9 protein-coding genes are annotated in these 12,819 nt (G+C 66.9%); all 9 read right to left on the reverse strand.

From position 1 onward, the window contains the following. Positions 1–16 precede the first annotated feature (16 nt). The 9 genes from B0W80_RS21885 to B0W80_RS21925 all read right to left on the reverse strand — a co-directional run bounded on the left by B0W80_RS21885 (position 17) and on the right by B0W80_RS21925 (position 12,796). Positions 17–1,495 (reverse strand): glutamate synthase subunit beta, encoded by a 1,479-nt coding sequence (locus tag B0W80_RS21885; RefSeq protein WP_077001272.1) that lies wholly within the window; start codon positions 1,493–1,495, stop codon positions 17–19. Positions 1,496–1,534: 39 nt separating this feature from the next. Further along, entirely contained in the window at positions 1,535–6,280 is a 4,746-nt protein-coding gene (locus tag B0W80_RS21890; protein WP_077001273.1) for a glutamate synthase-related protein, read from the reverse strand. A gap of 192 nt (positions 6,281–6,472) precedes the next feature. Beyond that, positions 6,473–7,165, reverse strand: coding sequence for a transposase (locus tag B0W80_RS21895; protein WP_077001274.1), 693 nt, complete (start codon positions 7,163–7,165; stop codon positions 6,473–6,475). Between the two features lie 4 nt (positions 7,166–7,169). Then, positions 7,170–8,036, reverse strand: coding sequence for an SAM-dependent methyltransferase (locus B0W80_RS21900; RefSeq protein ID WP_077001275.1), 867 nt, complete (start codon positions 8,034–8,036; stop codon positions 7,170–7,172). Beyond that, positions 8,033–8,608: a DUF1415 domain-containing protein gene (locus tag B0W80_RS21905; protein WP_077001276.1), complete on the reverse strand. Its 576-nt coding sequence runs from the start codon at positions 8,606–8,608 to the stop codon at positions 8,033–8,035. Before B0W80_RS21905 ends, B0W80_RS21900 begins: the two co-directional genes overlap by 4 nt. Then, positions 8,605–9,873, reverse strand: a complete 1,269-nt coding sequence (locus B0W80_RS21910; RefSeq protein ID WP_077001277.1) for a CynX/NimT family MFS transporter — start codon at positions 9,871–9,873, stop codon at positions 8,605–8,607. Before B0W80_RS21910 ends, B0W80_RS21905 begins: the two co-directional genes overlap by 4 nt. After that, a complete protein-coding gene (locus tag B0W80_RS21915) occupies positions 9,870–11,003 on the reverse strand; it encodes a deoxyguanosinetriphosphate triphosphohydrolase (protein WP_077001278.1) in 1,134 nt (377 codons plus the stop codon). The genes B0W80_RS21910 and B0W80_RS21915 overlap by 4 nt, the downstream gene beginning before the upstream one ends. 109 nt (positions 11,004–11,112) lie before the next feature. Continuing rightward, positions 11,113–12,213: a 3-dehydroquinate synthase gene (aroB, locus tag B0W80_RS21920; protein WP_077001279.1), complete on the reverse strand. Its 1,101-nt coding sequence runs from the start codon at positions 12,211–12,213 to the stop codon at positions 11,113–11,115. 37 nt (positions 12,214–12,250) lie between these two features. After that, complete coding sequence (locus B0W80_RS21925; protein ID WP_077001280.1) at positions 12,251–12,796, reverse strand: shikimate kinase; 546 nt, start codon at positions 12,794–12,796, stop codon at positions 12,251–12,253. Positions 12,797–12,819: the final 23 nt, after the last annotated feature.

Here is a 12,819-nt window from a genome sequence, read left to right on the forward strand (position 1 = left end):
TTGCTGACTGGCCTCGTCAGCGCGGCAAATCGCTGTAGCCCATCAGAAATTCGTCGACCGAGCGCGCCGCCTGGCGGCCTTCGCGAATGGCCCACACCACCAACGACTGGCCGCGGCGGATGTCGCCGGCAGCGAACACCTTGGGCACGTTGGTCGCATAGCCACCAATGAACTCGACCGAGGCCTTGGCATTGCCGCGCGCGTCCTTCTCGACGCCGAAGGCGTCCAGCACGTTGCCTACCGGGCTCACGAAGCCCATCGCCAGCAGGACCAGGTCGGCTTTGAGCACCTGCTCGCTGCCCGCGACCTCGACCATCTTGCCGTCCTTCCACTCGACGCGAACCGTCTTGAGGCCGGTGACCTTGCCCTTCTCGCCGATGAATTCCTTGGTGGAGATCGCGAACTCGCGCTCGCAGCCTTCTTCGTGGCTGGAGCTGGTACGCAGCTTGTAAGGCCAGTACGGCCAGGTCATCGGGCGGTTCTCTTCCTCGGGCGGCTGCGGCATCAGCTCGAACTGCGTGACGCTCACCGCGCCATGGCGGTTGCTGGTGCCCACGCAGTCGGAGCCGGTGTCGCCGCCGCCGATCACGATCACGTGCTTGCCGTCGGCCCGAAGCTGGCCCTTGACCTTGTCGCCGGCATTGAGCTTGTTCTGCTGCGGCAGGAACTCCATGGCGAAATGAATGCCGTCGAGCTCGCGGCCCGGCGCCGGCAGGTCGCGCGACTGCTCGGCACCGCCGGTCAGCAGCACGGCGTCGAATTCCTTGTCGAGCTGCTCGGGCGTCACGATTTCCTTGGCCCAGTTGGTGACCTTGGAGCCCTTGCCCAGCGGGTCCTTGGCCGCGCCGACCATCACGCCGGTGCGGAAGGTCACGCCCTCGGCCTTCATCTGCTCGACGCGGCGGTCGATGTGGACCTTCTCCATCTTGAAGTCGGGAATGCCGTAGCGCAGCAGGCCGCCGATGCGGTCGTTCTTCTCGAACAAGGTGACGTCGTGGCCGACGCGCGCGAGCTGTTGCGCCGCGGCCATGCCGGCCGGGCCGGAGCCGACCACGGCGACCTTCTTGCCGGTCTTGTGCTTGGCCGGGCGCGCCGCGACCCAGCCTTCGTCCCAGGCCCGGTCGATGATCGCGTGCTCGATCGACTTGATGCCGACCGCGTCGTCGTTGACGTTGAGCACGCAGGCGGCCTCGCAGGGCGCGGGGCAGATGCGGCCGGTGAACTCGGGGAAGTTGTTGGTCGAGTCGAGCACGACGAAGGCGCTCTGCCAGTCGCTCTGGTAGACCAGGTCGTTGAAGTCCGGAATGATGTTGTTGACCGGACAGCCGCTGTTGCAGAACGGCGTGCCGCAGTCCATGCAACGCGCGCCCTGCACCTTGGCCTGCTGTTCGTCGAGGCCGACGACGAATTCCTTGTAGTGCTTGACGCGCTCTTCGACGGGCTTGTAGCCCTCCTCGATGCGCTCATGCTCCATGAAGCCGGTGATCTTTCCCATCGTGGTTCCTTCTGTTCCTTGTCGTTCGCGAAGCCGGCGTCAGACGGCCGCCACGGGCTTGCTGGCGGTCGCGTGCGGCTCCAGGCCGACGTGCGCGTTGTTGCCGCTGCTCGTGAGCTCGACCTTGCGGTCGTGGATTTCGGCCAGAGCGCGCTTGTATTCGTTCGGGAACACCTTGACGAACTTCGTGCGCGTCACGGCCCAGGTGTCGAGGAGTTCGCGTGCGCGCTTGCTGCCGGTCCAGCGGTGGTGCTCCTCGAGCAGCTTCTTGAGCTGCGCCTCGTCGGTCTCGCCGTCGTGCCAGATCTTGCGGTGCACGCTCGCGGTCTGCTCGGCGGAGGTGAGCACCTTGTCGAGCGACACCATCGCGAGGTTGCAGCGCGAAGCGAACTGGCCGTCCTCGTCGTAGACGAAGGCGACGCCGCCGCTCATGCCGGCCGCGAAGTTGCGGCCGGTCTTGCCGAGCACCGCGACCGTGCCGCCGGTCATGTATTCGCAGCCGTGGTCGCCCGTGCCCTCGACCACCGCGGTCGCACCCGACAGCCGCACCGCGAAGCGCTCGCCGGCCACGCCGCAGAGGTAGGCCTCGCCGGTGGTCGCGCCGTAGAGCGCCGTGTTGCCGACGATGGTGTTGCGCACCGCTTCGCCGCGGAAGTCCAGGCTCGGCCGCACGACCACGCGGCCGCCCGAAAGGCCCTTGCCGGTGTAGTCGTTGGCGTCGCCGATCAGGTACAGCGTGATGCCGCGCGCGAGGAAGGCGCCGAAGGACTGGCCGCCCGTGCCTTCGAGCTGGATGCGGATCGAATCGTCGGGCAGGCCCTGCGGATGCACCTTGGTCAGGGCACCCGACAACATCGCGCCGACGGAGCGGTTGACGTTGCGCGCGACCTCGATGAACTGCACCTTCTCGCCCTTGTCGATCGCCGGGCGCGACTTCTCGATGAGCTTCACGTCGAGGCTCTTCTCGAGGCCGTGCTCCTGGTTCTCGACGTGGTAGCGCGGCACATCGGCCGGCACGTTCGGCTGGGCGAACAGGCGGCTGAAGTCGAGCCCGCGCGCCTTCCAGTGCTCGATGCCCTGCCGGGTGTCGAGCAGGTCGGCACGGCCGATGAGGTCGTCGAACTTGCGGATGCCCAGCTGCGCCATGATCTGGCGCACTTCCTCGGCGACGAAGAAGAAGTAGTTGACGACGTGCTCGGGCTTGCCCGAGAACTTCTTGCGCAGCACCGGGTCTTGCGTGGCCACGCCCACCGGGCAGGTGTTGAGGTGGCACTTGCGCATCATGATGCAGCCCTCGACCACCAGCGGCGCGGTCGCGAAGCCGAACTCGTCGGCGCCCAGCAGCGCGCCGATGGCGACGTCGCGGCCGGTCTTCATCTGGCCGTCGGCCTGCACGCGGATGCGGCCGCGCAGGCGGTTGAGCACCAGCGTCTGCTGCGTCTCGGCCAGGCCGATTTCCCACGGGCTGCCCGCGTGCTTGATCGAGGACCAGGGCGATGCGCCCGTGCCGCCGTCATGGCCCGCGATCACCACGTGGTCGCTCTTGCACTTGGCCACGCCGGCCGCGATGGTGCCCACGCCCACTTCGCTCACGAGCTTGACGCTCACGCTCGCATGGGGCGCGACGTTCTTCAGGTCGTGAATGAGCTGAGCCAGGTCTTCGATCGAATAGATGTCGTGGTGCGGCGGCGGCGAGATGAGGCCCACGCCCGGCACCGAGTAGCGCAGCTGGCCGATGTAGTTCGACACCTTGCCGCCCGGCAGCTGGCCGCCTTCGCCCGGCTTCGCGCCCTGCGCCATCTTGATCTGCAGCTGGTCGGCCGACGCCAGGTACTCGGCCGTGACGCCGAAGCGGCCCGACGCCACCTGCTTGATGCGCGAGCGCAGCGAATCGCCGTCCTGCAGCGGCAGGTCGACCTCGACGTTGGCTTCGCCGATCACGCTCTTGAGCGTGTCGCCCATCTTGATCGGGATGCCCTTGAGCTCGTTGCGGTAGCGGTTCGGGTCTTCGCCGCCCTCGCCCGTGTTGCTCTTGCCCCCGATGCGGTTCATGGCGACGGCCAGCGTCGAGTGCGCCTCGGTGCTGATCGAGCCGAGCGACATCGCGCCGGTGGCGAAGCGCTTGACGATCTCGCTCGCCGCTTCGACCTCGTCGACAGGAATCGCCTTGGACGGATCGATCCTGAACTCGAACAGGCCGCGCAGCGTGAGGTGTCGGCGGTTCTGGTCGTTGATGAGCTGCGCGTATTCCTTGTAGGTGTTGAAGTTGTTCGAGCGCGTGCTGTGCTGCAGCTTGGCGATGGCGTCGGGCGTCCACATGTGCTCTTCGCCGCGCGTGCGCCAGGCGTATTCGCCACCGGCGTCGAGCATGTGCGCGAGCACCGGGTCGTCGCCGAACGCGGCCTTGTGCATGCGAATGGCTTCCTGCGCGATCGCGAACACGCCGATGCCTTCGACGCGGCTGGCGGTGCCGGTGAAGTACTTCGCCACGGTCTCGCTGTTGAGCCCGATGCATTCGAAGAGCTGCGCGCCGCAGTAGCTCATGTAGGTGCTGACACCCATCTTCGACATGATCTTCGACAGGCCCTTGCCGACCGCCTTGACGTAGTTGTAGATCGCCTTCTCGGCGCTCAGGTCGCCGGGCAGGTCTTCGTGCATCGCGGCCAGGGTTTCCATGGCAAGGTACGGATGCACGGCCTCGGCGCCATAGCCGGCCAGCACGCCGAAGTGATGCACTTCGCGCGCGGAGCCCGTTTCGACGACCAGGCCGGCCGTGGTGCGCAGACCTTCACGCACGAGGTACTGGTGGATGGCCGACAGCGCCAGCACCGCCGGGATCGCAACCTGCGTCGGGCTCACCGCGCGGTCGCTCACGATCAGGATGTTGTTGCCGCCCTTGATCGCATCGACCGCCTCGGCGCACAGCGACGCGAGCTTGGCCTCGACGCCCTCCTCGCCCCAAGCGAGCGGATAAGTGATGTCGAGCGTGTAGCTCTTGAACTTGCCCTGCGTGTACTTGCCGATGTCGCGCAGCTTCGCCATGTCGCCGAAGTCGAGGATCGGCTGGCTCACTTCGAGCCGCATCGGCGGGTTGACCTGGTTGATGTCGAGCAGGTTCGGCTTCGGGCCGATGAAGGACACCAGCGACATCACGATCGCCTCGCGGATCGGGTCGATCGGCGGGTTGGTCACTTGCGCGAACAACTGCTTGAAGTAGTTGTAGAGCAGCTTGTTCTTGTTCGACAACACGGCCAGCGGGCTGTCGTTGCCCATGGAGCCGATGCCCTCTTCGCCGGCCTGCGCCATCGGGCTCATGAGGAACTTGATGTCTTCCTGCGTGTAGCCGAAGGCCTGCTGGCGATCGAGCAGCGCGACCTGGCTGACGGGCGCCTGCACGGTCTCGGCCTCGACGCTGTCGAGCTTGATGCGCAGGTTCTCGATCCACTGCTTGTAGGGCTTGCTGTTTGCGAGCGTGGCCTTGACTTCCTCGTCGTCGATCATGCGGCCCTGCTCGAGATCGATCAGGAACATCTTGCCGGGCTGCAGGCGCCACTTGCGCACGATCTTCTGCTCGGGCACGGGCAGCACGCCGGACTCCGAACCCATGATGACCAGGTCGTCGTCGGTGACGCAATAGCGCGACGGGCGCAGGCCGTTGCGGTCGAGCGTGGCGCCGATCTGGCGGCCGTCGGTGAAGACGATGGATGCCGGGCCGTCCCACGGCTCGAGCATGGCGGCGTGGTATTCGTAGAAGGCGCGGCGGCGAACGTCCATCGTCGCGTGCTGTTCCCACGGCTCGGGAATCATCATCATCACGGCCTGGCTGATCGGGTAGCCGGCCATCGTGAGCAGTTCGAGGCAGTTGTCGAAGGTGGCCGTATCGGACTGGTCGGCGAAGCTGATCGGGTACAGCTTCTGCAGGTCGGCGCCCAGCACCGGCGACGACATCACGCCTTCGCGCGCCTTCATCCAGTTGTAGTTGCCCTTGACCGTGTTGATTTCGCCGTTGTGCGCGACGTAGCGGTACGGGTGGGCCAGCGGCCACTCGGGGAAGGTGTTGGTCGAGAAGCGCTGGTGCACCAGGCCCAGGGCCGAAACGCAGCGCTTGTCCTGCAGGTCGAGGTAGTACGTACCGACCTGGTCAGCCAGCAGCAGGCCCTTGTAGACCACAGTGCGGCTCGACATGCTGGGGACGTAGTACTCCTTGCTGTGCTTGAGCTTGAGGCGCTGGATGTTGGCGCTGGCCGTCTTGCGGATGACGTAGAGCTTGCGCTCCAGTGCGTCTTGCACGATCACGTCGTTGCCGCGGCCGATGAAGACTTGGCGCAGCAGCGGTTCTTTCTTGCGCACGTTGGGCGACATCGGCATGTCGCGGTTGACGGGCACGTCGCGCCAACCAAGCAGGACCTGGCCTTCGGCCTTGATCGCGCGCTCCATCTCCTGTTCGCAGGCTTCGCGCGAGGCATGTTCCTTGGGCAGGAAGATCATGCCGACGCCGTATTCGCCGGGCGGCGGCAGCGTGACGCCCTGCGCGGCCATCTCTTCGCGGTACAGCAGGTCAGGCAGCTGGATCAGGATGCCGGCGCCATCGCCCATCAACTTGTCAGCGCCCACGGCCCCGCGGTGGTCGAGATTTTCGAGAATCTTGAGACCCTGCACCACGATGTTGTGGCTCTTCTCGCCCTTGATGTGGGCGACGAAGCCGACGCCGCAGGCATCGTGCTCGTCGGCGGCCGAATAGAGGCCGTGTTGTTGGAGATATTCGATCTCGGCAGCCGTCGTCATGGCGCACTCCTTCAGTTTTTTCGCAGGGAGGGGAAGGATATTGCGTTGCACAAACAATGCCAAGCACTTAATTCGGGGTCAGATTCCAATTAAATGTTGACTTTTTGCGTCGGATTAGAAAAGGGGACAGATTGAATTGAGCGACTGCCGCTCCGCGAGCGACAAGCCGGCAAAGGCAAAAATGCTGTCGGCTCAGCCGCGCGAAAGAGGCGGTCGTCCCGGCCGAGCCTTGAGCACACGACGCACTGTGTTCTTCTGAAGCTTCTCGATGAATTCAGGACTGCCGACCGCCCAGCCGTGCAAGGTGGCGTCCGTCAAAGCGAGCTGGTCGGCCGCTGCGACGCCCCCGCGCACCAATTCGGCGTAGGCCGCCTCGCGCGCGAAGGGCGTGTTGCCGAGCGTCCAGTACAGCGAATGGGGCGTCAGCAGCTTGTCGTGGCGCAGGCCTGCGTAGTGCGCATGGCTCGACCACGGATAGTCGCGCGCGTCGTTCACGAGCCCGGCCCGCACCGGGTTCAGGTCGATGTACGCCATGCAGGTCAGCAGGTAGCGATCCGTCTGGATCAGCGTGGACTTGTACCTGCCCTCCCACAAGGTGCCGGTGCGGCCGTGGCGATCGTTGAAGTAGCGCACATAGCGGCGCCCCACCGACTGCATCCACAAGGGCAGTCCATCGTCGCTGGCCGGGGTGGCGAGCAGGTGGTAATGGTTGTCCATGAGCACATAGGCATGGAGCGCGATGCCGAAGCGCTGGGCGTTCTCGCCGAGCAGGCCCAGCAGCATCTCGCGGTCGGCATGGTCGACGAAGATGGGCTGGCCGTTGTTGCCGCGCTGGATCACGTGGTGCGGCTGATCGGCCAGCGTCAGGCGAGGCAGGCGTGCCATCTTTTCAGCGCAGGCTGAAGCGCGTTTCCAGCAGTGCCTCAAGGCCGAACTGGGCCAGCAGTTCCTGCAGCCGGGCCGCGGCGCTGGCTTTGCGGTGACCGGTGCGGCGGGCGATGATGAGCTCGTTCTTCAGGCTGTGCTCCCAGCCGACCAGCTCGGTCACCGTCACCTGGTATCCGTGCGCCTCGAGATAGAGGCAGCGCAGCACGTTGGTGAGCTGGCTGCCGATCTCCCGCGTGTGCAGCGGGTGCCGCCACAGCTCGGCCAGGGGCGTGCGCGACAGCGAAAGCGCCTTGCCCTGGCGCAGGCAGGCCGCCACCTCGGCCTGGCAGCACGGCACCAGCGCCATGAAGCGCGCCTGTTTCGCCAGCCCGAAGGCGATGGCGTCGTCGGTGGCGGTGTCGCAGGCATGCAGCGCCGTCACGACGTCGATTCGCTCGGGAAGCTCGGCAGCGTCGGCAGATTCGGCTGCGCTGATGTTGAGGAACGACATGCGGTCGAACCCCAGTCGGGCAGCCAGCGCGCGCGACCTGTCGACCAGGTCGGCCCGCGTCTCGATTCCGTACACGTGCCCGCCGGCGCGTGCCCGGAAGAACAGGTCGTAGATGATGAAGCCGAGGTACGACTTGCCGGCCCCGTGGTCGGCCAGAGTAGCTTCGCCGCCCTCTTCCGGCAGCTCGGCCAGCAGCTTCTCGATGAACTGGAACAGGTGGTAGACCTGCTTGAGCTTGCGCCGCGAATCCTGGTTGAGCCGCCCCTCGCGGGTGAGGATGTGCAATTCCTTGAGCAATTCGACCGACTGCCCCGGACGCAGAACCTGCTGGAGTTCCGCCTCCGCCTTCGTCGGCGCTGCCGTGACTGCTTTGCTCATCGTGTTGCTCCTCCCGGCCCGACATCGAGCGCCGCCCAGCCGTCGGCGCCCAATTGCTCCAGGGTCTGCATGTTGCGCTCGAAGATGGCCTCGGCGTCCGGAAACGCATCGACGGCACGGCTCACGCTGTCTTCGCGCAGCAGGTGCAGCATGGGATAAGGCGCGCGGTTGGTCGCGTTCGTGATGTCGTCGGAATCGGTGCCCGCGAACTGGAAGCGCGGGTGAAAGCTGGCGAGTTGCAAGTCGCCCTCGAATCCCGCGCGTTCGAGCCGGCGCTCGGCACGGCCGGTGAACGCGTTGAAGTCCAGAAAATCGGCCAGGCTGTTCGGCACAATCAACAGCGTGGTGTCGCGCTCGGCGGCACTGCAGGCGGCCAGCGCATGGGCCTCGTCGAGCAGTGCGTCCAGCAAGCCACCCTCGTCCGCCGGCAGGTAGACGGCGTGATGAATCTGGCCTCGCACGTGCACGGCCTTCGCGAACGGGCACAGGTTGAGCCCGATCACCGCGCGCTCGAGCCAACGCCGGGTGTCGGCCAGCGCCTGTTCGGCGGACACAGGGGCAGCGCGGTTCATGCGACATTTCCCGAGCGTGCCCGCGCCGGAACCAGGCGCGCCGCCAGGGCCAGGCCCGCCATCGAGCAAGCCAGCGTGACGGCCCAGGTCCACTGCCACCCGCCCACGCGATGCGCAATCCATGCAACCACCGGCGGCGCGACGAACTGACCCAGCGACGAGGCCTGCTGCATCATCCCCACAGTGGTGGACACGGTCGACGGCCCGGGCGCAAGCCGCACCGACAGCATGAACAGGGTGGCCGGAATCATGCCGCCCCCCAGCGAGAACAGGCAGATGGCCAGGTAGCGCAAAGCCGGCGGCAGGCTCACCGCACTGGCTGCAGGCCCGATCTGCGCGAAGGCCGCGACGCTGGCGAGCGCCATCACTACGAAGCCCCAGCGCAACAGCCGCTCCGGCGCAACGCCGCGCTGCAAGAAGCGCCCGCCGAAGACGTTGCCGACGATGTTGGTCGCAGCGGCCAGGGCGGTGAGCCCCGCGCTCCAGCCGGCTGGCACGCCGGCTTCTGCATAGATGGCGGGCAGGAAGCCGATGACGGCCATCCATTGCGACGAGTACACCGCGAAAGCCAGGGCGAGGGTCCAGGGCTCGCGGGATCGGACGGTGTCGAGCAGGCGGCTCGACCCTTGCGCCGGCATCGCTTCTTTCACAGGCGATGGCTTGTCCACCGGCACGACCCGCCAGACCCACAGCGCCGCGGCTGCCGAAACGGCTGACAACATCCACCACCAGCCTGGCCAGCCGCGCCAGGCGATCAGCAGCGGACCGAGCAGCAGCGCCAATGCCACACCCAGCGGCATATAGGCACCCCAGAGGCCCAGCGCCTTTTTCTCTGCATCCGTTGGTGACAGGGCGCGTATCAGCCCGGGCCCCGGCATCACGGCCAGCAGAAAGCCCACGCCTTCGAGGGCACGCAAGGCGAACAGCCAGCGGACAGTGGCCGGGCCCGGATCGGGTGCGCCACCGACCACGCCGCCGAGGATGCTGGCCACCGTAACCACCACCAGGCCGGCCAGCATGCTGCGCCGCAAGCCGACGGTGTCGGCCATCAGCCCGACCACCATGCCCAGGGTCATGCCGGCCACCTGCACCAGCGACAGCAGGAAGCCCGCTTCGACCAGCCCGATACCGAGCGTCGCCTGCAGCGCCGGCACGGCGGGCGGCAGCTTGCCCAGGTGCAGCGCCGCGGCGACGCCGGCCAGCACGACGGCAAGCGCAGCGCCGGGAATGCGGTCGGCGGCCTTCGCCGGATGAAGCTGCTTCATGGTTCGATCCACCGCCGACCCGTCAGGCGCTCGTGCTCGCGCATCGCGAAGCGGTCGGTCATGCCGGCGATGTAGTCGGCCACCGCACGTTGCGGGTCATCGCGTTGCGTATAGGACGCCGGCATCTGGGCGGGGTCGTCGGTGTAGGCGGCGAACAGCTCGCGGACCACCTCCTGCGCCCGGCCGGTGGTCTGCATTACGCGCGGGTGACGGTAGAGGTTGCGAAAGAGAAACTGCTTCAGTTCGATGGACTGCGCACGCATGGCCGGACTGAAATGCACCAGCGGCGCGGCACGGCGCACGGCATCCGCATCGGCCGGGGCCGCCGCTTCGATCGCACTGCCGGTCGCGTCGATCACATCGTAGACCTGCGCGCTCAGCATGCGCCGGATGGCTTCGTAGAGAACGCGCCGCCCCTGAAGCTGCGGATGTTCGTGACGCGTTTCGCGCAGGTAGCGGCTGAAGAGCGCCACCTCGTCGAGCGCGTCGAGCTCGATCAGCCCCGAGCGCACGCCGTCGTCGATGTCGTGCGCGTTGTAGGCGATTTCGTCGGCCAGGTTGCACAGCTGCGCTTCCAACCCGGGTTGGCTGCGCTCGCAGAAGCGGCGGCCGATGCCGCCCGGCTCGGCCGCCTCCAGTCGTTCGGCGTTGGCGCGCGAACAGTGCTTGAGGATGCCCTCGCGGGTCTCGAAGCTCAGGTTGAGACCGTCGTACTGTGGATAGCGGAGTTCGAGCGCATCCACCACGCGCAGGCTCTGCAGGTTGTGCTCGAAGCCGCCGTGCCCGGCCATGCAGGCGTCGAGCGCGTCCTGCCCGGCATGGCCGAACGGCGTGTGGCCCAGGTCATGGGCCAGGGCGATGGCTTCGACCAGGTCTTCGTTGAGGCGCAATGCCCGCGCGATCGAGCGACCGAGTTGCGCCACTTCGAGCGAATGGGTGAGCCGGGTGCGAAAGAGGTCACCTTCGTGGTTGAGGAAGACCTGCGTCTTGTAGACGAGACGTCGGAAGGCGGTCGAATGGACGATGCGGTCGCGGTCGCGCTGAAAGGCGTCGCGCGTCGGCGCCGGCGGCTCCGGGTGTCGCCTGCCGCGAGAACGCGCCGGGTGACTGGCGTAGGGGGCCAGGTTCACGGGATCGCCTTGCTCACGTTCGCCACCGGCTGCGCCTTGCGCGAGCGCTTCACAAGGAAGAGTCGAACGCCTTCGGGCGACCGGGCGGAGCGCACGTGCAACGTCCTGGTCAGGCCGCGCAGCCTTGCGCCAGCACCTCGCGCACGATGGCATCGGGGGCGCCGCGCATGACGGCCGAGCCAGGCTTGTCGATCACCACGAAACGGATCTCGCCGGCTTCGGATTTCTTGTCGATGCGCATCAGCTCGAGGTAGCGCTCGGCGCCGAGCGCTGGCGCCACCACCGGCAGGCCGGCCCGCTCGATCAGGGCTGTCAGCCGCTGCACGAAAGCTTCGTCCACGCCGCCGAGCCGCTGCGACAGGCGTGCCGCCAGCACCATGCCGCATCCGACGGCTTCGCCGTGCAGCCACTCGCCGTAGCCGAGACCCGATTCGATCGCATGGCCGAAGGTATGGCCGAAATTCAGGATGGCGCGCAGACCCGTCTCACGCTCGTCCTTCCCCACCACGGCTGCCTTGATCTCGCAGCTGCGCCGCACCGCATGCGCCAGCGCGGCCGGGTCGCGGGCCATCAATCCGTCGATGTGTTCCTCGATCCAATCGAAGAACGCCATGTCGTAGATCGGGCCGTACTTGATGATCTCGGCCAGGCCTGCGCTCAGCTCGCGTGCCGGCAAGGTCGCCAGCGTGGCCAGGTCGCACAGCACCAGCCTCGGCTGGTAGAAGGCGCCGATCATGTTCTTGCCGAGCGGATGGTTGATGGCCGTCTTGCCACCCACCGACGAATCCACCTGTGCCAGCAAGGTGGTCGGCACCTGGACGAAGGGCACGCCCCGCATGTAGCTCGCCGCGGCAAAGCCGACCATGTCGCCGACCACGCCGCCACCGAGCGCGAACAGAACCGTCCGGCGATCGCAGCCGTGACCCAGCAGCGCGTCGAAGATCAGGTTGAGCGTCTGCCAATCCTTGTGCACTTCGCCGTCGGGCAGTTCCAGAACGTGCACCGCCTGGAAGCGGCCGGACAGGGTGTCGCGCAAGGCTCGAACGTACAGGGGCGCAACCGTGGTGTTGCTGACGATCAGGGCCGCGGCGGCGGCAGGTACGGCATCGAAATGGCCCGGCTCGCCGAGCAGGCCACTGCCGATCAGGATCGGATAGCTGCGCTCGCCGAGCTGGATCTCGACCCGCTCGGGGGAGACGGACACTGGCATGGCCCCGAGTGTAGGCGCATGCCGCGCGGCCTTCGGCTCAGTGATGCGGATCGCTTCCCGTGCCGGGGGGTATGAGGCCCGCCATTTCCAGCTGCATCACGATGATGTTCACCAACATTGCGACCGATGGCCGGCCCGTCTCGACCACGTCGTGCGCCGTTTCGCGGTAGAGCGGATCGCGTGCGCTGTAAAGCTCATGCAGTCGACCCAGCGGGTCGGCCACCTGGAGCAAGGGCCGCTTGACGTCGTGGCGCAGTCTGCGGAACAGATCCTCGGGCGAGGAGCGCAGGTAGATCACGTGAAAACGTTCGCGCAGCTGCAGGCGGTTGGCCTCGCGGAGCACCGAGCCGCCGCCGGTGGACACGATGCCATGCGAGGCGGCCGCCAGTTCTGCGATCACTTCTTGTTCGAGATCGCGAAAGCTCTGCTCGCCTTCGCGCTCGAAGTAGTCTCGGATGGAGCAGCCGATGCGCCGCTCGATCAGGTCATCGCTGTCGATGAAGGGCAACTGGAGCCGCTGGGCCAAGCGCCGGCCCACTGCGGATTTTCCGGCGCCCGGCAGGCCGATGAGTGCGACCGCCACGCGTGTTGCGAACGCCGGCGCGC

The sequence above is a fragment of the Variovorax sp. KK3 genome, assembly GCF_001984055.1.
Classification (GTDB): domain Bacteria; phylum Pseudomonadota; class Gammaproteobacteria; order Burkholderiales; family Burkholderiaceae_C; genus Variovorax.